At 67.6% G+C, this 20,783-nt stretch carries 20 protein-coding genes; 9 read left to right on the top strand and 11 right to left on the bottom strand.

All coding sequences use genetic code 11. The annotated features are described in order from the left end of the window. Positions 1 to 58: 58 nt before the first annotated feature. A complete protein-coding gene (locus DBZ45_RS12035) occupies positions 59 to 871 on the top strand; it encodes an RDD family protein (protein ID WP_111904133.1) in 813 nt (270 codons plus the stop codon). A 15-nt stretch (positions 872 to 886) separates the two neighbouring features. Here the strand turns inward: DBZ45_RS12035 and DBZ45_RS12030 are convergent, their stop codons facing one another. From DBZ45_RS12030 to DBZ45_RS12015, 4 genes are all read right to left on the bottom strand, one after another. Next, positions 887 to 2,119, bottom strand: a complete 1,233-nt coding sequence (locus tag DBZ45_RS12030; RefSeq protein WP_111904132.1) for a L,D-transpeptidase — start codon at positions 2,117 to 2,119, stop codon at positions 887 to 889. 187 nt (positions 2,120 to 2,306) lie between these two features. Next, a complete protein-coding gene (gene ahcY / locus DBZ45_RS12025) occupies positions 2,307 to 3,788 on the bottom strand; it encodes an adenosylhomocysteinase (RefSeq protein WP_111904131.1) in 1,482 nt (493 codons plus the stop codon). Between the two features lie 52 nt (positions 3,789 to 3,840). Further along, on the bottom strand, positions 3,841 to 4,080 hold the full coding sequence (locus tag DBZ45_RS12020; RefSeq protein ID WP_111904130.1) for a Trm112 family protein: 240 nt from the start codon (positions 4,078 to 4,080) through the stop codon (positions 3,841 to 3,843). A 92-nt stretch (positions 4,081 to 4,172) separates the two neighbouring features. Further along, positions 4,173 to 4,556 (bottom strand): DUF3499 domain-containing protein, encoded by a 384-nt coding sequence (locus DBZ45_RS12015; protein ID WP_102970687.1) that lies wholly within the window; start codon positions 4,554 to 4,556, stop codon positions 4,173 to 4,175. A gap of 121 nt (positions 4,557 to 4,677) precedes the next feature. On the opposite strand from DBZ45_RS12015, the gene DBZ45_RS12010 reads away from it, so the two are divergent. After that, positions 4,678 to 5,190, top strand: coding sequence for a metallopeptidase family protein (locus DBZ45_RS12010; protein WP_111904129.1), 513 nt, complete (start codon positions 4,678 to 4,680; stop codon positions 5,188 to 5,190). 60 nt (positions 5,191 to 5,250) lie between these two features. Here the strand turns inward: DBZ45_RS12010 and DBZ45_RS12005 are convergent, their stop codons facing one another. The 3 genes from DBZ45_RS12005 to DBZ45_RS23390 are packed head-to-tail and all read right to left on the bottom strand — an operon-like array spanning position 5,251 to position 10,923. Then, positions 5,251 to 6,993 (bottom strand): DUF5719 family protein, encoded by a 1,743-nt coding sequence (locus DBZ45_RS12005; protein ID WP_111904128.1) that lies wholly within the window; start codon positions 6,991 to 6,993, stop codon positions 5,251 to 5,253. Then, on the bottom strand, positions 6,986 to 10,333 hold the full coding sequence (locus DBZ45_RS12000) for a glycosyltransferase family 2 protein (RefSeq protein ID WP_111904127.1): 3,348 nt from the start codon (positions 10,331 to 10,333) through the stop codon (positions 6,986 to 6,988). The genes DBZ45_RS12005 and DBZ45_RS12000 overlap by 8 nt, the downstream gene beginning before the upstream one ends. Positions 10,334 to 10,362: 29 nt before the next feature. Next, positions 10,363 to 10,923: a WhiB family transcriptional regulator gene (locus tag DBZ45_RS23390; protein ID WP_111904126.1), complete on the bottom strand. Its 561-nt coding sequence runs from the start codon at positions 10,921 to 10,923 to the stop codon at positions 10,363 to 10,365. 142 nt (positions 10,924 to 11,065) lie between these two features. On the opposite strand from DBZ45_RS23390, the gene DBZ45_RS22705 reads away from it, so the two are divergent. Together DBZ45_RS22705 and DBZ45_RS11990 are read left to right on the top strand one after the other, a co-directional pair. Then, a complete protein-coding gene (locus tag DBZ45_RS22705; protein WP_146617510.1) occupies positions 11,066 to 11,269 on the top strand; it encodes a hypothetical protein in 204 nt (67 codons plus the stop codon). Between the two features lie 4 nt (positions 11,270 to 11,273). Next, positions 11,274 to 11,972, top strand: a complete 699-nt coding sequence (locus DBZ45_RS11990; protein WP_111904125.1) for a TIGR03089 family protein — start codon at positions 11,274 to 11,276, stop codon at positions 11,970 to 11,972. 52 nt (positions 11,973 to 12,024) lie between these two features. Here the strand turns inward: DBZ45_RS11990 and DBZ45_RS11985 are convergent, their stop codons facing one another. Beyond that, positions 12,025 to 12,591, bottom strand: coding sequence for a GtrA family protein (locus DBZ45_RS11985; RefSeq protein ID WP_111904124.1), 567 nt, complete (start codon positions 12,589 to 12,591; stop codon positions 12,025 to 12,027). A gap of 195 nt (positions 12,592 to 12,786) precedes the next feature. Here DBZ45_RS11985 and DBZ45_RS11980 point away from each other — a divergent pair, with 195 nt between their 5' ends. The 5 genes from DBZ45_RS11980 to DBZ45_RS11960 are packed head-to-tail and all read left to right on the top strand — an operon-like array spanning position 12,787 to position 18,496. Beyond that, entirely contained in the window at positions 12,787 to 13,980 is a 1,194-nt protein-coding gene (locus DBZ45_RS11980; RefSeq protein WP_111904123.1) for a 5-(carboxyamino)imidazole ribonucleotide synthase, read from the top strand. Next, positions 13,977 to 14,564, top strand: coding sequence for a 5-(carboxyamino)imidazole ribonucleotide mutase (gene purE / locus DBZ45_RS11975; RefSeq protein WP_111904122.1), 588 nt, complete (start codon positions 13,977 to 13,979; stop codon positions 14,562 to 14,564). Before DBZ45_RS11980 ends, purE begins: the two co-directional genes overlap by 4 nt. Before the next feature lie 9 nt (positions 14,565 to 14,573). Further along, positions 14,574 to 16,238 carry an LCP family protein gene (locus tag DBZ45_RS11970; RefSeq protein ID WP_111904121.1) on the top strand — a complete coding sequence of 555 codons (1,665 nt, stop codon included), beginning with the start codon at positions 14,574 to 14,576 and terminating at the stop codon, positions 16,236 to 16,238. A gap of 42 nt (positions 16,239 to 16,280) precedes the next feature. Then, complete coding sequence (gene manA, locus DBZ45_RS11965) at positions 16,281 to 17,531, top strand: mannose-6-phosphate isomerase, class I (protein WP_111904120.1); 1,251 nt, start codon at positions 16,281 to 16,283, stop codon at positions 17,529 to 17,531. Between the two features lie 5 nt (positions 17,532 to 17,536). Beyond that, the gene (locus tag DBZ45_RS11960) at positions 17,537 to 18,496 is read left to right on the top strand and encodes a lipid II:glycine glycyltransferase FemX (protein ID WP_111904119.1); all 960 of its coding nucleotides are present in this window, start codon (positions 17,537 to 17,539) and stop codon (positions 18,494 to 18,496) included. Between the two features lie 45 nt (positions 18,497 to 18,541). On the opposite strand, the gene DBZ45_RS11955 is transcribed toward DBZ45_RS11960, so the two are convergent. From DBZ45_RS11955 to glpX, 3 genes are all read right to left on the bottom strand, one after another. Beyond that, entirely contained in the window at positions 18,542 to 18,943 is a 402-nt protein-coding gene (locus DBZ45_RS11955) for an endonuclease domain-containing protein (RefSeq protein WP_111904118.1), read from the bottom strand. After that, positions 18,904 to 19,485 carry a hypothetical protein gene (locus tag DBZ45_RS11950; RefSeq protein WP_146617509.1) on the bottom strand — a complete coding sequence of 194 codons (582 nt, stop codon included), beginning with the start codon at positions 19,483 to 19,485 and terminating at the stop codon, positions 18,904 to 18,906. The genes DBZ45_RS11955 and DBZ45_RS11950 overlap by 40 nt, the downstream gene beginning before the upstream one ends. 154 nt (positions 19,486 to 19,639) lie before the next feature. After that, a complete protein-coding gene (gene glpX / locus DBZ45_RS11945) occupies positions 19,640 to 20,662 on the bottom strand; it encodes a class II fructose-bisphosphatase (RefSeq protein ID WP_190243102.1) in 1,023 nt (340 codons plus the stop codon). Between the last annotated feature and the right edge of the window lie 121 nt (positions 20,663 to 20,783).

Genomic DNA, 20,783 nt, shown 5'->3' with positions numbered 1-20,783 from the left:
CCTGCGGCGAACTAGACTTTAGGCGACCGGTGGCCGGAACGACGTAGGGGGCAGGGAATTGAGTCCACTCATCACAGGCGAGGCGGTCGTCCTTGAACTCCGTCCGGCGTCCTTCGCTGCCCGCTCCCTCGGCCTGCTGCTCGACGTCGTGGTGCATACTGCCCTGCTGATAGCAATACTCATGGCAATGGGCGCCGCCCGGGATGAACTGGACGAGGCGGCAGCTGGGGCGCTCACCCTGGTCAGCGTGGTGCTGTGCTTCGTCATTCTCCCGGCAACGGTGGAGACCCTGACCCGGGGCCTGTCGCTCGGAAAACTGGCAGCCGGGCTGAGGATAGTGCGTGACGACGGCGGGGCCATACGTTTCCGCCACGCGGTCATCAGGGCGCTGATCGGCTTCCCGGAGATCTACCTGACCTTCGGCGGTGTTGCCATCGCCGTCGCCCTCTTCGACGGCAGGTCCCGCCGGCTTGGCGACATTGTGGCGGGCACCTACTCGCTGCGGCGCCGGGTACCGGTGGAACCCTCAATCGTCCCCGTCGCTCCGCGGCACCTGGCCGCCTGGGCTGAAGCCGCGGACATCGGCCGGATTCCGGACGCCCTGGGACGGCGTGCCGCGCAATTCGTGCGCCAGGCGCCGCGGATGTCGCCGCTGTCGCGCAGCGGCATGGCCGCAGCTCTCGCCACCGAGATCTCCGGATACGTGGCGCCGTCACCGCCGCCGGGGACCACTCCCGACGACTACCTCGCGGCGGTCCTGGCCGAACGCCGCATCCGCGAACTGCGCCGATTGGGCGCGGCACGCAAGGAAAGCAACGGGATCGGGGAACGGCTGCACCGGCTGCCGTTCACGGCGTCGCGGGACAGTTAGATTGGCGTACTGCGCCTAGCGTTTGGCGTACTGGGCCCAGGGAATGTTCCAGTCGCCGTAGCCCTCGAGCGGCTCCACCGGCGCGGCGCCTGTGTTCAGGACCTGGACGACGTCGCCGGACTTCATGTTGTTGAAGAACCAGGCAGCGTCCACGGGCAGCAGCCCGACGCAGCCGTGGGAGACGTTGGATACGCCCACGTAGCCCCACGCCGATTCGAGCGCCTGATGGACATAGACGCCGGAGGACGTGAGCCTGTTGGCGTACTCCACGGTCAGCGGCGGGTAATACCCTTTGTCGCCGGGCTTCAGGCCGATGCTCCCGGCGTTGAACTTGGAATTCCGCTCCTGCTCCATGATCACTGCGTAGCCGGACGGGGAAAGCCAGTCGGAACCGCCCAAGGTGACCGGTGCGGTCCTGACCAGCTTGCCGTCGAAGTAGACCTTCATGGTTTTGGTGTTGTCGTCCACCACTGCCAGGCGCTGCTGGCCCACCTTGAACTGCACCTTCGCGTCGAAGTTGCCGATCATGCCGTTGCCGAAGTCCACTCCGAACAGCTTCATGTCCACGGTGACCTGGCTGTTGGATGCCCAGAACTTTTCCGGGCGGATGCGCACCTTCTGGTCCGAGTACCAGTGCCAGGCCACGGGCTGCTTGGAGGAGACGGTGATCTTGACGGCCTTTTCAACCGCCACCTTGTTGGTGACGGGTTCGCTGAACACGATGTCAATGGGCTGCCCTGCGCCGACCGTTGAGCCGTTCTCCGGGTACACGGCGGCGTCCGCCTCATTGGCGGGCTCCACGGTGGTGAAAGTCTGGGCCTTCTTGGTTTCGCGGCCCGCCTCATCCACGATCGTGTAGCTGTAGTTGTAGGGTGTGTTGAAGAGCAGCGGGTCCACGGCTGTCCAGGTGCTGCCGTCGGCGCTGACGGTGCCCTTGACGGCCTCTCCCCCGGCGGCCGGCACCAGCACAACGTCCTGGACGCGCCCATTAACCGCCTTCACGGAGGGCGCCACGGCGGGATTCACGCCTTTGGCGCCATCGAGCGGTGTCACACCCAGTTCCACGGCCTTAATCACGGGGGTGGCCAGACCCGGCTCGTTGCGCACGGGGTTGGAGGCCTCGGATTGGGGCGCGGGGTTGGCCCAGCCAGGAGCGGTGGCGACGCCGATTCCGCCGGCGGCAACCGCAGCGCAAATAGCGACGACGGCGATGATCTTGCCGGTTTTGCGGTCGTTCTTTTCCGTCATGACTGGTTTTCTCCGTGTCCCACCGGGCTGCCGATCGGCATCCGTCCGGGTGCCCAGCGGCAACGCTGACCAGTCGATTTTATCGCACGGCGGCGCTGCCCCTGACGCGGAGACCCACGGCGCGCCGGTTAGCCATGACGCGCAGCGGCGGCCACGGCGCACTGCGGTGCGCCGTGGCCGGCCACTTTTAGTAGCGGTAGTGCTCCGGCTTGAACGGACCGGCCACATCCACGTCGAGGTACTCGGCCTGGTCCTTGGACAGTTCGGTCAGCTCAACACCCAGGGCACCGAGGTGCAGCCGCGCCACCTTCTCGTCCAGGATCTTGGGCAGCACGTAGACCTGGTTTTCGTATTCCCGCTCGCCTTCGGGCTGGTCCTTCTTGGTGAACAGCTCGATCTGGGCGATGGTCTGGTTGGCAAAGGAGTTGCTCATGACGAACGACGGGTGGCCGGTGGCGTTGCCCAGGTTCAGCAGGCGCCCTTCGGATAGGACAATGATGGACCGGGTGTCGTCCGCCGCGTCGCCGCCGAACACCCATTCGTGGACCTGGGGCTTGATCTCGATTTTCCGGATGCCGGGGATCCGGGCGAGGCCCGCCATGTCGATTTCGTTATCGAAGTGCCCGATGTTGCCCACGATGGCCTTGTTCTTCATGCCAGCCATGTGCTCGGCCATGATGACGTCCTTGTTGCCCGTGGTGGTGATGAAGATGTCGCCCTGGTCCAGCACGCTCTCCAGCTTGGCCACCTGGTAGCCGTCCATGGCGGCCTGCAGTGCGCAGATGGGATCGATTTCGGTGACGATGACGCGGGCGCCCTGGCCGCGGAGCGCCTCGGCGGCACCCTTGCCGACGTCGCCGTAACCACAGACGACGGCGACCTTGCCGCCAATGAGGACATCGGTGGCCCGGTTGAGGCCGTCCGGCAGGGAGTGCCGGATGCCGTACTTGTTGTCGAACTTGCTCTTCGTCACGGAGTCGTTGACGTTGATGGCCGGGAAGAGCAGCTTGCCCTGTTCGGCGAGCTGGTAGAGGCGGTGCACGCCAGTGGTGGTTTCCTCGCTGACACCGTGGATGCCGGCGGCGAGCCGGGTCCACTTCTTCGGGTCCTCAGCCAGCGTCCGGCGCAGGACGTCAAGGACAATCCCGTATTCCTCGGGGTCGTTCGCGGCGGCGGCCGGAACGGCGCCGGCTGCCTCAAACTCCACGCCGCGGTGCAGCAGCAGCGTGGCGTCGCCCCCGTCGTCGAGAATCATGTTCGGGCCAAGCTCAGGGTTCGCGTCAGCACCGGGCCAGGTGAGGATCTGCTCAGCGGTCCACCAGTATTCCTCCAGCGTTTCGCCCTTCCAGGCAAACACAGGAACGCCCTGCGGGTCCTCCACGGTGCCGGTGCCCACAACGACGGCGGCCGCGGCCTCATCCTGGGTGGAGAAGATGTTGCAGGAGGCCCAGCGGACCTCGGCGCCGAGTGCCGTGAGGGTTTCGATGAGCACTGCAGTCTGCACGGTCATGTGCAGCGACCCGGCGATCCGGGCGCCCTTGAGGGGCTGGGTGGGTCCGAATTCCCGGCGCAGCGACATGAGCCCCGGCATCTCGTGCTCGGCGAGGCGGATCTGGTGGCGCCCGGCCTCGGCCAGGGAGATGTCGGCAACCTTGTAATCGAACGTCATGGGAATCCTTTGCTGCGTCCGGCGTCTAGCCTTCTGCGGTGCTGGCTGGGTGTTAGGCGGTGGGGGCGGCCGCTGCCGGGCCGGCGTCGTGCTGGTCTGACCGGGCGGCGGTGGCTGCGGCGCGGAGCTCCGGGGGAAGCAGCAGCGGAATGCCGTCTTCGATGGCGTACCGCAGCCGTTCGCCGCTCTCCGCCGCCGACGTTGAGACGAGTTCCTCGCCCTCCTGGGTCAGAGCCGATCCGGTGACCGGGCACCGCAGAACGGACAACAGTTCAGGACTGATCTTTGGCATGGTGGATGCTCCCTGCTGGGCACAAGCGCTGTGGCTGACGGATTTCAGCTTCCAGCCTACCGCCAGTTCGGAATGAGGAGGGTCCGCGCAGCCTAGGACGGTTCGCGGAGGACACGCAGGTGGCCGCGGCGGGTGCCTTCGGTTGCGGCCGGCGCTTCCAGCGCCGAGTGGGCGGCACGCTGCCCCGGGGCCGGGGATGCGGGGCGGGACGCGGCCTCACGGACGGCGTCCGCCAGGGCGAGGAGGTCGTCCGGACCGGGCTGGGGCGGCTGCGAGGGCATGGCGAGGCGGAGTACTTCCCAGCCGCGCGGGACGGTGAGCGAATTGGCGTGCTGCTCGCAAAGGTCGTAGCAGTGCGGCTCCGCATAGGTTGCCAGCGGGCCGAGGACCGCGGTGGAGTCCGCGTAGACGTACGTCAAAGTTGCCACCGCGGACTGGCGGCAGGCTGACCTGGAACACTGACGTATTGCACCCACGAAAACACAGAATACTCCGCCTGAGGCAGATTCCCCGACATTGACGTACGGCCCCCGCACGGCAGCGCGGCTACGGTCCGGTTATGTCGCACAAATCATTCGGCGGGTCTAAAGTCTGTATATGCAGTCATCGCACCATTCTTCTGGTTTCACGGTCCGGTTGGCTGACCCGGAAACGCCCCGGGACGCTGCCGGGGCTCCCGCTGGCCGGAGCTTCACACAACGCCGGCGCAACCGGCACGGCCGCGGCCTCCGGGGCGAACTGCTGCTGCCCACGCTCCCTGGCTATCGGAGCCGCTCGGAGCGGTTTGATGAACTCGTCATGGACTCCGCCCAGCGGCTCCATGACATCTGGGGCAAGCCGCTCGACGGCGTCCGGTTCGCCGTCGACGAGATCCCGCCCAACCTGGAACAGCTGCTGGCCGACGGCTCACCCGCTCCCCTGGGCTGCTACACCCCCGCCACCGACGACGAGGGCCCCATCATCACGCTGTACCGCCGCGTGGTTGAGCAGGCCTGCCCCGTCAAGGAGGAACTCCAGGACCTGGTGCATGATGTGGTGGTGGAGCACACCGCCGAAATGCTGGGCGTCGCCCCGGAAACACTGGATCCGGTCTACCGCCGCCGTTACTAAGCCTGGCACCATCAGTTCCGGCCCACGGCCGGTCCCAGCCCGCGGCGGCGGAATCCGGGGCTAGTAGCCCAGCGTCACCGGCACTTTTTCCTGTCCTTCTGCGCCCGGTGCGATGGCCACGGTGGAGACATCGTTCCGGCCTTCCCGTTCCAGCAGCACCGTGCCGTAGGCGGCGCCGCCCGAGGCGGACACCAGATAGCCGACGACGGCGGAGTCTCCGATCCGGTCTGCTGCCTTAAGGGTGGTGGTGGTCCCGGCGGCAATGTCCGCGGTAGCTGCCGTACGGATTTTCCCGTCGGCTGTGATCGGGGTGTAGGAAATGGTGGCCCTGCCATCCAAGGCTCCGAAGACCAGCAGCCGCTCCCCGCCCTGCGGTAGAGGGACCACGTGCTGGCTGCCCAGTTGGGCCGTGGCGGGCGACCACGCGAAGTCCAGGCTTTGGCTGGCCTTGAGCCCCCGGCTCACGCGCGCGGCGGCCACGATGCTGACGTCCGACGTGGCCGAAACCGTGTATTGGCCGGCCGGAGCGCCGGACAGGGGAACCTCGGTAACGGTGCCTGCCTTGGCTGTGACAACCCCTCCTCCCGGGAGGGCCTGCTGGCCGGCGCGCCCAAACAGCTTCACCTCCACCACGGCGTCCGACGGGCCGGGAACAGTGATCTGCAGCGACGGTCCAGCGTCGTCAAAACCGGATTCGCCGGTCAGTGACTTCACGTCCCCGGCGTCCTGGATGTCGATGCCTGTCATCACCTGGGACGGAGCCGCGGAAGTCCCCGGCGCGATGAAATCCACGCCGCCGGAGGTCAGCCCGCGCAGCACGCTCTGCTGGATGAAGGCGCTGACCGGCCCGCCCGTACTCCGAACGTGCACACTCAGCCGTTCTTCCCCGGGAGCGAGACCGGCCAGGATGATGGAGCGCGTCGACTTCGGCCCCACCAGAAGGCCGCGGCTGCCGGAGGCCTTGACCTGGCCAGCCTTCCCGTAAAGCTCGAGGTTCACGGTTGCAGGGGTGGTGGAGGCATTGGTGAGGTTGAGGACGCTGCTGCGGCCCACCGCGGTGTTGGCGCCGCCGAGCCAGAGGTCGTTCGAGGGCGTCTGGCAGGCGGCTGCGGCCGAACCCTGCAGGTCCCCGTCGGTTGCCGTGTAGGCCATGAGGGCTCCCGCCGCAGGCTGCCGGTTGGCCAGGGCGTCCGCGGACAGCACGCTGACGTCGTCCACGGCTTGCCCTTCTACAACCCCGGCAAGTACTCCGGAGGAGCCCGCGGGTGCCGTCGCCGAGCCGGGCGCCTTGGCGATCCGCCTCAGCTCGGACCCCTTCAGGGCGGAGAGCGCGCTGCCGGGAAGACTGCCGCCCGCCGAACTCACCACCGCTGCCGACACGGTGCTCCTGGCTGTGGCGGATTCGGGGCTGAACTGCGGGTCGGTCCCGACCGGCGTTCCTTCGAGAAGCCGCGCCGGAGCAGGGCAGACGTCCTGGACGCTTCCAGCCGGCACAGCCGCTTCTGCAGCGTCGAGCGGCCTGGCTGCCGACGGCTGCGGCGCCAGGGCGGTTCCCGCAACAAGGCCTCCGCCAGCGGCGAGGATGGCCACACCGGAGAGCACTCGGGCCACGATGCCGCGGCGGCCGGCGATGCGGCTGGCACCGCTGGACCGGGTTCCGGAAGCGCGCGTTCCCGCAGCGCTGGTTCCCGAAGCGCTGGTTCTGGAAGCGCTGGTTCTGGAAGCGTCGCTTCCAGCAGCCCGGGCTACCGGTCCGCTGCCCCGCTTCGCCGGCGTCCCGCCGTCGTTTTCTTCCTCATGCATTCTGGTATTCCTTACGCAGGGAGCCTTCGTCCCTGGACAGGCCGGTGTTGGGGCGACGCGCCGGCATCGGGAGCGCCAGCAGGACCGTCAGGCCGATGACGGCGGCCTGGAGGATGCCGGACCAGAGCGCCCAGGGGCTCTCATACCGGACCGTCAGATGGCCGGCCTGCGGAGGCAGGGTGAAGGCCTGGGACCAGCCGGAGGTGGTGGAGGTCAGTTTGCGGCCGTCGAGCCAGGCGGTCCAGCCGGGATCTGCCCGCTCAGCGAGCACCAGCAGCCGGCCCTCAGGCCCCTTGGGCACGGAGGCCTGGGCTCCGGTCAGGTCCGAGCGGACGAGCCCGATCGTGGCACCCTTGCCGTCCACAATGCGCACACGGTGGGCGACGTCGGCGGGCTGCAGGACGGCGTCGTTCAGCGGTGTCACGCGCCAGAGCCAGCCCGAATCGGTGGGACCCACGGCTGTCAGCCCGGGGACCGCGTCCATCCGGCTGGCAGTGAGCTGCGCCGCAGTGTCAGCGGCGCGCAGGACGACGAATCCGACGCCGAGCCGCTCCAGTTCGGGCCGCGGGTCGACACCGCGGGCAGCCACCAGCGTGGCCACGCTGGTGCGCAGCGCCGCGGTGACCTCGTCGTCGTCGCGGACCGATTCCTGCCCGGGGCTGCCCAGGATGTCCCGGGCAGCCGCGATGGTTGAGAGGCTGTCCAGCGTGGTGCCGCCTCCGCGCATGAGGGTGGCGCTGTACGTGCCGTCCTCGCCCGTGCTGATCAGCAGCGTCCGGGTCTGCTCCGGTCCCTCGCCGCGGTCCACAGCGGTGGCGGGCAGCATCCGCGGGTCGGTGGGGCCCACGAGCCTGGGCACCCCGAGGTCCCCAGTGCCAGCGTGCGCCCCGGCGTCGGCCGGCTGCACAACATTCTGCACTGTCCAGGCCGCCAGCCCGGCCAGCGGTCCGGCGAGCAGGAGCACCAGCGCCAGCGCCGCGGCACCGCGGGCCACGGCGGCGGACCGCACTCCCCCACCGCGGGACGAGTTGTCTGATCCGGACCCGGCAAGCGCCAGGAGGCCGTCGCCGCCGATGATGGCCGCTCCAAGCAGCCCGAACACGGCGGCGGAGACTGCCGGACCGGTGAACGGCGCCACGAGGGCCTGCGGGCCGGCCCCGGTGGCGACGTGTCCTGCCAGCCATCCCCCGGCCAGCACCACCAGCGCCGCGGCCCAGAGGACGCGGGCGACACGGCCGCGGCGGTCCGGGTGGATCCGGAGCGGAACAAAGAGGGCGGCAACAGCCAGCGCCAGGAGCGGGGCTCCGATCAGGAGGGCCAGCAGCAGCGCCCAGGGGACGGAGCCGCCGGAAAAGAGCGCCAGCCCGGAAAGACCGCCGGCCGGGCCGAAGCCGAGCGGCTGGCCCAGGATCTGCTGCCACACCGCAGCAGCCTCGAAAGGCAGCGGCAGTCCGGGGTCGGCAAGCAGGGCCCGGGGGCGGTCGAGGGTGGACAGGGCAAACGGCACAAACAGCGCAGCGCTCGGCAGCAGTGCCCACCAGAGCGTTCGCCCGCGCTTGCCCAGGACCAGGCTCAGAACAATGATCACGACGGCGGCCGGCAGCAGGAGCGACGGGGCTGCAGCGGTGATGACCGCCAGTGCCAGCCCGGCAGCTGCGGCTGCCGTCCACGACGGCGTGCCATTGACTCCGGGCTTGGCCGGCGGCTGGTCCGCGAGGCTGCCGGCCGGAACGGGGGCGAACCGGCCGCGTCCGAGAGCGGAGCCGGTGGCCCGCAGCAGCGCCAGGACCAGCAGCGGCATCAAGACGTGTGCCAGCAGGGCTCCGAGACGCCCCTGGTTGACAGCCACCTGCAGGGCGGGCGCCGCTGCCCAGACCAGCGCCGCCGCCAGCCGGAACCGGCGGTAGGAGGTCAGGGCGCCGGAGGCGAACCAGGCAGCCAGGGCGGAGAGCGGCATGGCCAGCAGCAGCAGCCAGATAACGGCGCCGTTCGCGTTGCCTCCGCCCAGCAGGCCGAGGATCCAGAGGACATAGCCGAAGGGGTCGCCGTGCCCCGGAAGTCCGGCGCCCAGTCCGATCCACCAGCTGGAGGCGTGGTGCCAGATGTCCTCCAGCCGGGCTGAGACGGGCAGGAGCGCGCCTCCGGCGGCAGCGTCGGCCTGGAAAAGCGCGGCAAGGCCGGCGAAGGACGCCACGGTGGCGAGAATCACCGCGGCGACGGCACCGTTGCCCACCCAGCCCCGCTCGTTGGTCGACAGGGCTGCGAAGTCGTCCGTCGAGTCGCCGCTGGGCTGTTCCTCCAGCGGATCATTGCTGTCCTCGGAGGCCCGGGCGTCGTCTGCACCCAGGGCCTCCATCAGAGAGCGCCGGTGGCCCCACACTTCGCGCCGTTCGGTCTGCAGCGCTTTGACCACGGAGCGGCGGACTCGGCGGGTGCGCGCGGCGTTGCGCCGCCCGCGGGCGAGGGCGGCAGGCCTGGCGAGGGCTGCGGCTGTTGCCAGGAGCTGCGAGAAACCGTATCCGGGATCCTTCACGGCGATGCTGAAGATCAGGCGGAGGAGGCTCCCGAAGAGGGCGCCGACAGCGTGCAGCGGCAGCGCCCACAGCGGTGCGTGCTTGAGCCGCAGGTGCACCTGCGCCCGGCGCGCAGCCGGGGCCGTGCCAAGGGCATGCGGCCGGTGGGACACGTGGAACATCCTCGCGCTGGGAACCACCACCACCCGGTGTCCGGCCAGCCGGTTCCGCCAGCAAAAGTCCACGTCGTCGCCCGTGCCGGGGAGAGCCGGGTCAAACCCTTTGAGGTGCTCCCAGATGTCGCGCCGGACCAGCATGCCGGCAGAGTTGACCGCGAAGGTGTCGGAACGGCCGTCGTATTGGCCCTGGTCGAGTTCGTCCGCTTCTATGAGCGTGAGCCGCTCGGCCCAGCGGCTGGTGGAAAGCCCGACGTCGATCAGGCGCCGCCTGGCGTTCCAGTCCAGCTGCTTGCAGCCCGCGACAGTAACGGACGGGGCGCGCTCCACTGCGTGCAGCAGTTCGGCCAGCGCTTCGGGGGCAGGTGCCGCATCGTCGTGCAGCAGCCAGATCCATTCGGACCGGTCCCGCGTGCCCTGCCGGCTCCATGGAGCCAAGGCGGCGAGGCCGGCCCGCACTGCTGCACCCATTCCTGCTTTGCCGCCATCGACCGTGATGACATTGGCATCGCCGACGGCGCGCTGAAGGAGGGCAGCTGAATTGTCCTGTGAGCCGGTATCAACCCCGATCACGGTGTCCGCAGGCCGGGTCTGTGCGGCCAGCGCTGAAAGTGTCCTGGGCAAATAATCACTGCCGTTGTGGGCAACCACAACGGCAGTGACGTGTACTTCCTGAAGAATTAGACTGCTCGCTTCCTCAGCCGTCGGCGCTCACGCTCGGAGAGGCCACCCCAAATCCCGAACCGTTCATCATTGGCCAGGGCGTACTCCAAGCACTGCGACCGCACGCTGCAGGCTCCGCAGACTTTCTTGGCGTCCCGTGTGGAACCGCCCTTTTCCGGGAAGAAAGCCTCCGGATCAGTCTGGGCGCACAGAGCGTCAGTCTGCCACCCGAGCTCGCCTTCGTCGTCGAAATCCTGCCCCAGCGGCAAGCCGATCCACACCGGCTGGGCCAGCGTGGAGGATGCCGGGTTTCGGATCTCCATGGGGGGATCGAGATCGTCGTCGTCCCGCTCCGGCTGTCCGGCCAGCAGGGATTCGTTCTGGAGGGCGTCGTGCTGGGCCAGGAAGGCTGTGGCCTGGTCCTGCAACGAGGCAGACGTGTCCTGGTTGTACCGCTCTGCGGCGTCCGGATCAGCCGGATCTACGTACCAGTCGCTGGGTACCCCCCGCGACCTGTACTTTGCTGTGGCCTGGCCGGCCATAACAGCATCATCATGCATGCGCTCCGCTTGCCCCATGGCGTCCCCTCCTGAGTAGTGCGGCCCCCGGCCCGACGTTCAGGGACACTACGTGGTGTCCCTTAGAGTTCGCCGCGGCTTTTCGATATCTAATTACACGCGTGTAAGTAGGGGGAGTCAAGCCGCGACGGAATAATAATCAATGTCCACGCCAATCAGCAGGCGCGCCACGCCCGGGAATTTTTTGCTTGCCCCGCTCGACGGCCACGGAAAATTTGACAGCAACCTTACTATGCTGCTCGGCGCACGCACAATTCCGGCAATTCTGCCGTCAGCTGCACCGGTAAGGCAAACGATGTTACAAACTGTTGTGCCGGAGATCACGCAAGAAGGCGTGGCAAGATGAAGCCATGAACATCCCGGCCACTGATCTGATGACGGCCCTGCGCTCGGGCCACTCCACTTCCCCGCGCCTGACCTGGTACGGGCCCGATGCCGAGCGCGTGGAACTCTCCGGGCGCGTGCTGGACAACTGGGTCGCAAAGACCAGCAACCTGCTCCAGGACGAACTCGACGCCGAGCCCGGAATGCGGCTCCGCCTGGACCTTCCCGCGCACTGGAAGTCAATTATCTGGGCCCTCGCCGCCTGGCAACTGGGCATGGAGGTGGTCCTCGGATCCGGCGATGCCGACTTGCTCGCCACGTCCGAACCGGACGCAGCCGGAAACGGATTCGACGCCGTCGTCGCCGTTCCGCTACCCGCTCTGGCGATGCGGTGGCCCGGCGACTTGCCTGCCGGAGTTCTCGACTACGCCGCGGAGGTCCGGTCCCACGGTGACGTGTTCATGGCCCACAACGACCCCGACCCGGTATCGCCCGCCGTCCGGAACTCGGAAGGTGCAGCCGTCCGGCACGAGGCCCTCCTGGCGGAGTTTGCCGCGGGACACGAGCCGAGCGCGCGGCTCCTGGTGCGCGCCGCCGACGGCCTCGAGGCGGCGCTGGCCAACGCGCTGGGCGCGTGGAAGAGTGACGGCTCGGTGGTCCTGGTCCACGGCGACGTCGAGTTGACGGACAAGCTTCTGACTGCCGAGCGGATCCACGGCGAGTGAGCTGGCTGCCGTTCCGGTACTGCCTTCGCCGGACGGAGCCGGGCTGCCTGAACTAGCTCGGCCGGACCGGCCGCTCGGGTTCGTCCACGTCCGGTTCCAGAACGCGCTGAGCCGGTTTGGCTGAGTGCTGGTGGACCTCGATGATCTCGTGGTCGTGCGAGAACTCCGGCTCCTGGTCCAGTTCCTGGTTGAACACGAGGAACCGGTAGGCAAAGAAGCGCACCACCGTGGCGACCAGAATGCCCACCACGCCCGCGGCGAAAAGCATGTTCTTGTCCGTCACGCCCAGCGAATACTTCGCCAGGGCCGTGAATCCGGTGGAGATGCCGATGCCGATGCCGTTGATCAGGATGAACATCAGGAATTCACGCAGGACGTTGGCCTGGCGGCGGTGCCGGAAGGTCCAGAGACGGTTGGCGATCCAGGAAAACACGGTGGCCACGGTGGCACCCACAAAGCGGGCCTTGGCCTCGCTGTCCGTCATGGGTCCGTGCATCAGGTAGTAAGTCAGCCCGTTGTCAATGACAAACGCCACACCGCCCACGGCACCGAACTTTGCCACCTCGCGCCAGAAAAGCGAGGCGAGTCCCCGGATGCGCTCTGCAAGTGTGTTAATCATGACCCTCCGTGGCCGTCTGAATAGTGGGGGCCGATGGGCCAAGCTCCCATTTTAGCGCCGTTTGCCGGGAGTAACCTCAAAGCGCCCCGCGCTGGACGGTCCCATCAGCAGCCGTGCCACCAAAATCGGGCGACTTCGGGACCTTCACAGCCATGAAAGACGGCAACCGCGCTCCTTTTCTGTAGGCTGGAAGATGTGACTTTTCCAGTAATCGGCGTGGTTGGCGGCGGCCAGCTTGCGCGCATGATGGCCCCTGCCGCCACTGCCCTGGGCTTTGAACTCCGTGTTTTGGCTGAGGGCGAAGACGTATCCGCGGTCTCCGCTGTCCCCAATGCCCCCGTGGGCGACTACAAGGATCTCGCGGCCCTGATGGAATTCTCCAAGGGCCTGGATGTGATGACCTTTGACCACGAGCACGTCCCGGGGGATCACCTCTATGCCCTGATCGAAGCCGGGGTGAACGTCCAGCCCGGGCCGGACGCGCTGATCAACGCCCAGGACAAGCTGGTTATGCGCGCGGCCATCGACCGGCTCGAACTGCCCAACCCCGAGTGGGCCGAAGTGGACGACGTCGCCGGCCTGGTTCGCTTCGGGGACCGGATCGGCTGGCCCGTGGTGCTCAAGACCCCGCGCGGCGGCTACGACGGAAAGGGCGTACGCATCGTGCGCTCCCCGGAGGAAGCCGCGGAAACCGCCGACTGGTTCGAGGCCATGAGCCCGCTCCTCGCCGAGGCCAAGGTGGAGTTCAGCCGTGAGCTCTCCGCGCTCGTGGCCCGCACCCCGGACGGGGCGTCCCGTGCCTGGCCCGTGGTCCACACCATCCAGGTGGACGGCGTCTGCGACGAAGTGATCGCACCGGCACAGAACATTTCCGTTGAGGTGGCTGCAGCCGCCGAAGAGGCTGCCCTCCGGATCGCCAATGAACTCGGCGTCACCGGCGTCATGGCCGTGGAAATGTTCGAGACGCCCGGCACCGGCGCCGGATTCCTGATCAACGAATTGGCGATGCGCCCCCACAACACGGGACACTGGACTCAGGACGGCTCCGTCACCAGCCAGTTCGAACAGCACCTGCGGGCTGTCCTGAACCTGCCGCTCGGCGCGACCGACGTCCTGGGCCAGGTTGCGGTGATGAAGAACTTCCTGGGCGGCGACAACCAGGACCTTTTCTCCGCGTTCCCCACTGCGCTGGCGGCGGAACCGGCCGCAAAGGTCCACTGCTACGGCAAGTCCGTGCGGCCGGGCCGGAAAATCGGCCACGTGAACATGGTGGGCGCGTCCGCCGCGGACGTCGACTCCCTCCGGCAGCGCGCCACCACCGTGGCTAACATCATCCGTGACGGCAGACTGCCGTCCGCGGCAACAGGCACCACCGAGGAGACCCCATGAGCCCCGTATCCGATGCAGCACCGGAAACCGGCGCCCCCGCTCCCCTCGTAGGCCTCGTCATGGGCTCGGATTCGGACTGGCCCGTCATGGAGGCGGCGGCTGACGCCCTGGCCGAGTTCGGCATTCCGTTCGAGGCGGATGTTGTCTCCGCCCACCGCATGCCCACGGAGATGATCCGCTACGGGCAGACGGCCCACGAGCGCGGCCTCCGTGTGATCATTGCCGGCGCCGGCGGTGCCGCACACCTTCCGGGCATGCTCGCTTCCGTCACTCCCCTGCCCGTGATCGGCGTTCCGGTTCCGCTGAAGACGCTGGACGGCATGGATTCCCTGCTCTCCATCGTGCAGATGCCCGCCGGGGTTCCGGTGGCCACGGTCTCCATTGCCGGAGCCCGGAACGCTGGCCTGCTCGCCGTCCGCATGCTGGCTTCCGGCACCGACGACCTCTCCGCCCGCCTCCGCACGGAGCTCCTGGACTTCGCCCAGGAACTCAACGACGTGGCCAGCCGAAAAGGCGCCAACCTCCGCCAGAAAGTCAACGAAGTCTTCTCCGACGCAAACGTGGCTCTGCGGAGCAGCCGATAGGGATCTGCCATGTCCAATAACGAACTGCCGTCCCAGGGGCTCCTGACGGATCCCGTCCGTAACCCGTCGAGTGCCGCCGAACCTGTGCGCACCAAGCGCGCGTTCCTGCTGATCCTACTCACGCTGCTGGTGCCCGGCAGCGCGCAGATCGTGGCCGGGGACCGCAAGATCGGCCGGATCGCCCTGCGCGTGACGCTGGGCGCCTGGCTGCTCGCGGTCCTTGCCCTGGTACTGCTGTTCACCAACCGGACCCTGCTGATCAACATCATCACCAATCCGGTGGCCTCGCTGCTCATCGTCCTGGTCCTTGCCGCGCTGGCGGTGGGCTGGCTGCTGCTGTTCGTGAACACCCTGCGCCTTATCCGGCCGGTGCTGCTGCCCGCCCGGATGAGGCCCGCCGTCGTGATTGCGCTTGTTCTGGCCATGGTGGTGAGCAGCGGATCGCTGGGCTACGCCGCCTACCTGCTCAATGTCAGCCGGAATGCGATCGGCAGCATCTTCAACGCCGGACCGGCCATTGACCCCGTCGACGGCCGCTACAACTTCCTCATGATGGGCGGCGATGCGGGTGCCGACCGCACCGGACGCCGCCCGGACAGCCTGTCCGTGCTCAGCGTCGATGCCAAGTCCGGCCAGACCGCCATCATCTCGGTGCCGCGGAACCTGCAGAACGCCCAGTTCAGCGAGGGTTCGCCCATGCGGCAGATCTATCCCGAGGGCTACAACTGCGGCGACGAATGCCTCATCAACGCCATCAACACCGAGGTCACCAACGAACACAAGGACCTCTACCCCGGCGTCGCCGACCCCGGAGCGCAGGCAACCCTGGAAGCGGTGTCCGGCACGCTCGGGATTACCGTGCAGGCCTACGTGCTGGTGGACATGGACGGCTTCGCGAAGCTGATCGACGCGATGGGCGGCATCCGGATCAAGGCCGGCGGCTGGGTGCCCATCAGCGGGCCGATGGTCGATGAGGCCAACGGCATCCACGGCATGCCCGACGGCTGGATCCCGGCCGGCGACCAGAAGCTCAACGGCTTCCAGGCCCTCTGGTACGGCAGGTCCCGCGAGTTCGTGGACGATTACGCCCGGATCGCGCGGCAGCAGTGCGTGCAGCAGGCCATGCTGAAACAGCTGGACCCCGCAACCCTGCTGGCAAAGTTCGAGGACATCGCCAACGCCGGCACCAAGGTGGTGGATTCCAACATCTCCTCCAGCCAGCTCGGCAGCTTCGTGGATTTGGCCATGAAGGCCAAGGGCACGGACGTCAAGCGGCTCACCATCGGGCCGCCGGACTTCGACGCGTCCTTCTCCACGGTGCCCGACTTCGACCAGATCCATGACCGTGTCAAGAAGCTGCTCGCGTCCGCCAGCTCCGAATCGTCGCCAGCCGCCGCTGCGGCCGACGCCGGGCTGCAGGACGCCATGCTGCAGCCAAGTTCCGTGCCAGGCAGCGGGCTCTCCGCGGCGGGTCCGGCGGCAGCTCCCTTGGCGGGTCTTCCGGCCACAACCCCCTCACCGTCACCATCGTCGTCGTCGGACTTCACCCCGGTGACCACCACCCCCGAGGGGGAACCGATCACGGAGCAGATGCTGAACCAGTTCAAGCGCGAGGGAAACGAGCAGGCCATCCGCGACCTCGTGGCCACCAACGGCCAGTGCGCTGCCCTCTAAGCCTTTAGCTTCACCTGCTGCAAGAGAGAAGGACACTTGGCTTTGTACGAAATCGACAACGTCCTCCGGCCGTATGCCTGGGGGTCGACGACGGCGATCGCCGGCCTGCTCGGCCGGCCGGCGTCGGGCGGACCGGAAGCTGAGCTGTGGATCGGCGCGCACCCTGACTCGCCGTCGGTGGCGAAGCGGCCGGACGGCACGACGGCACCGCTGAACGCGCTCATCGGCGAGGACCCGGAACATTTTCTGGGATCTGAGTCGGTGGCCGAATTCGGGCCGCGCCTGCCGTTCCTGGCCAAGATCCTCGCCGCTGCCAAGCCGCTGTCGCTTCAGGTGCACCCGAGCCTCGACCAGGCTCAAGCCGGCTTCGCCCGCGAGAATGCCGACGGCGTGCCGGCCGGTGCCGCGCACCGCAATTACCGGGACGACAACCACAAACCGGAAATGATCTTCGCGCTGACCCCGTTCGATGCGCTGTGCGGTTTCCGTGCACCGGAGAAGTCCCGCGACATCTTCCTCCACCTGGCAGGCTGCCTGGAACTCCCCGGCAACGGTGTGCCGCAGCTCTTGAAGGACGTCATCGAGGACCTCTCGCAGCCCGACGAGGCCACGGCGCTGAGGTCCGCGTTCGAACGGCTGATCGCCGGGGGCGGGGCAATCCAGGAAGCCACGTCCAGGGTGGTGGACGTGCTGGCCTCGGGTGCACCCATGGCGCCCTACCAGCAGGAGCTTTCCACGGTGCTGAGCCTTCACGGCGAGTACCCCGGCGACCCCGGCGTCCTGATCTCCCTGCTGCTCAACCGGCTGTCGCTGGAGCCGGGCGAAGCGGTGTATCTGCCGGCCGGAAACGTGCACGCCTACCTGTACGGACTCGGCGTCGAGGTGATGGCATCCTCGGACAATGTGCTCCGCGGCGGACTGACGCCCAAGTTCATCGACATTCCCGAGCTGCTGAACACCATCGCCTTCGAATCGGTGGGCGTCCCCATGCTGCGGCCGGAAACCTCCGAGCTCGGGCAGGAACTGTACTGCCCGCCGTTCCGCGAGTTCCAGCTCCAGCGGATCGAACTGCTGCCGGATGGCGAACCCGTTCCGCTGGCACAGTCGGGCGCCGCGGTAATCATTGTCGTGGCCGGGTCCGTGATCCTCGACTCGCCGAAGGGCGACCTGCAGCTGGACCGCGGCGCGAGCGCCTTCCTGCCGGCCGCCGACGCGCCCGTCAACGTCCATCCCGTGTCCGGGGCCCTGGAGAACGCCGTGGCCTTTGCCGTGACCACCTCGATGAAGGCCTGAACGCCGTGGAGTACTTCCTGCAAACGAAGGCCTGGGAGGATTTCCAGAAGTCACTGGGACGCCGCGTGCACCGGCAGTCCGGTCCCGGCTGGAGCTTCCTGGCCATCGAGGAAAAGAATCCCGCGGGCAAGGTCCTGTATGCGCCTTACGGCCCGGTGGCCGAATCAGTCGAGGCGTTCGACGCCGCGCTGGCCGCCCTCCGGCGGCTGGCCGCGTCCTGCGGCGCCGTCTTCATCCGGATCGAGCCGGTCACTGCCGGCCTGGATCCTTCGAGTGCGCCGGATGCTCTGCGGAGCCGGGGCCTGCAGCCTGCCCCGGTCAACCAGCAGCCCGAACTTAGCTGGATCGTGGACCTGGACCGGGACTTCAAGGAGGTCCTGGCCGAGATGAAGCCGGTCAACCGCAACCTGTACCGGAACATCCACAAGAAGGGCGTGACGTTCCGCTCCACGCAGGACCCCGAAGACATCCGCGTGCTGCTGAACTTCCTCCATATGACGGCGCGGCGGAACGGCTTCAAACCGCAAAGCGACGAGTACCTGACGCAGGTGGCCGAGTCCCTCATGCCCGCGGGCGCGGCGACACTGTTCATCGCCGACCTGCACGGCGGCCCGGTGGCGGCAGCGCTGGCCTACGATTCGGCGGACACCCGGACGTACGCCCACGCGGCCATGGATGACACCCACCGCAAGCTCAGCGCCGGCATCCCCCTCCTGGTGACGCTCATGGCAGATGCCCAGGAGAAGGGCCTGAAGCACGTGGACCTGTGGGGCGTCGCCCCGGCCGGGGAGCCCGACCACAAGTGGGCAGGGTTCACCGCGTTCAAGAAGTCGTTCGGCGGGCGCGAGATCGCCTACCCCGGTACCTGGGACCTGCCCGTCAACCGGCCGCGGTACGCGGCCTACCAGGTGGCGCGCAAACTCCGCGACGGCATCAAAACCCTCATCAAGCGCCCCACCCGCTGAGCGCGAACTGGCAGCTAATGACCCCAAAAGCGCAGTTTGCGGGCATTAGCTGCCGGTTCGTTCGTTTATGGCGGCCGCGTTCGGTCCCCGCAGAACGGCCCTGACCTTTTCCACGATGAAAGGGCGGTCTCCCTCGAGGTCGCTGCTCTGCACCCGAAGCTCGTGCCAGCCAAGGCTTTCAGTGAGGCCCTGGCGTTTGATGTCCCGGCGATACTGCTCTAGGCCACCGTGATGCGCGCCGTCGTACTGAAGGGCGATCCTTAGCTCGGGGTAGGCAGCGTCCGGCCAGACCACCGGATGCCCCATCCGGTTGCGCAAGACGACGTTGAGGGTGGGCTCAGGGAGCCCGGCCCGCACCAGCGCCAACCGCATCATTGTTTCCGGCGCAGAATCCGCCCCCACCCGGATCATGTCCAGGGCGAACCTCGCCTTCCGGATCCCGCGCATGCCGGGATGCCGGGATGCCGGCCAACGATGCCCTTCAGATCCGCAATGGCTGCCAGCGCCTGCCGCGGTACGGGGAAGTCCTCCCCGTGTTCGACGACGATCGAGTCACCGGCGGCCACGAGTTCATCGATGCTCAACAGCGCTGCGAGATCGAGCCAGGTTCGTGCCGGCGACGTGAGGCGAACGCCGTCGAACATCACCACTTCGCCGGGTTTGAACGACAACTGGTGTCCGACAACGTTGCGGCGGCGGGGCTTGCACCCGTCCGCAGGACGGGCCATATGGATGCGCCAGTCCCGGTCCATCCAGCCCGGGAGGCAGATGCAGAAGATCCTGGCGCTGGTCGAATGTGTGAGCACACAGGTCGGATCAAGCCGCGAGTAAGCGCGCACGTTGTCCGCCACGCTTCCGGTGCTATGCAGCGGAACCCTGATGCCGCGGGACGGCGCAAAAATCCCGTCCCGGGTGAGCTGTTTAACGCTCAGGCCCAGCCGGGCCGCGTCGTCGACAAGAAATGATCCGTTCGGTAACTGCGGAGGCATGGGGATCCGGGACATGCTTCATTGTGGTCCCTATGCAACACTCTGAAGCAGTTATCCACAGCTCCACCTACCCCTTAAGCGCGAACTGGCAGCTAACGCCCGCAAAATCGAGATTTGGGGTCATTAGCTGCCAGTTCGCGCTGGAAGCGGGGGGCTAGTTCTTGCGGGCGTAGCCTTCCCACTTGCTGGCCTGGTGCTCGCCGTCCACGAAGCGGATGGTGCCGGACTTGGAGCGCATGACGATCGACTGCGTCAGGACCTTGTCCTTGGAGTAGCGCACGCCCTTGAGGAGGTCGCCGTCGGTGATGCCGGTGGCGGCGAAGTAGCAGTTGTCGCTGGTGACGAGATCGTTGGTGGACAGGACCCGCTCGAGGTCGTGGCCGGCGTCGATCGCCTTCTGCTTCTCGTCGTCGCTGGTGGGCCACAGCCGGCCCTGGATCACGCCGCCCAGGGACTTGATGGCGCACGCCGCCACGATGCCTTCCGGGGTTCCGCCGATGCCCATGAGGGCGTCGACGCCGGTGCCGGAGCGGGCAGCCGCAATGGCACCTGCAACGTCGCCGTCCATGATGAACTTGGTGCGCGCGCCGGCGTCGCGGATCTCCTCGACCAGCGGGCGGTGGCGGTCACGGTCCAGGATCATGACGTTGAGCTGATTGACCTTCACGCCCTTGGCCTTGGCGATCAGGTGCAGGTTCTGCTTGACGGGTAGACGCAGGTCCACCATGTCGGCGGCTTCGGGTCCGGTGACCAGCTTCTCCATGTAGAACACGGCGGAGGGGTCGAACATGGAGCCGCGCTCGGCGACGGCCAGGACGGCCAGGGCGTTGTTGATGCCCAGTGCAGTCAGGCGGGTTCCGTCGATGGGGTCGACGGCGACGTCGCACTCAGGACCGGTGCCGTCACCAACCTGTTCGCCATTGAACAGCATCGGAGCCTCGTCCTTTTCGCCTTCACCGATGACCACAACGCCGTTGAAGTGGACAGTCTGGAGGAAGGAGCGCATGGCGTCGACGGCTGCACCGTCGGCCTTGTTCTTGTCGCCGAAGCCAACCCAGTGGCCGCCGGCGATCGCCGCGGCCTCGGTGACGCGGACAAGCTCAAGTGCGAGGTTGCGGTCCGGCTCGTCGATCCCCACCGCGAGCGACGGGGAAAGCGTTGAATACTTCTGGGTCATGGACGCTGGTGACACGTGAACCTCTTCTTCGAGTGGCGATCATTGGACCCGCCAGGCCTGAGTGGACCATCGCGGTGATTCCTCTGTAACTGATCATAGTCGCCACCGCGGGCCCCGGGCG

Origin of the sequence: Arthrobacter globiformis (assembly GCF_003261175.1) — a bacterium.
In the GTDB taxonomy this organism is placed as follows: domain Bacteria; phylum Actinomycetota; class Actinomycetes; order Actinomycetales; family Micrococcaceae; genus Arthrobacter; species Arthrobacter globiformis_A.
This window is presented reverse-complemented; position numbering and strand designations above follow the sequence as displayed.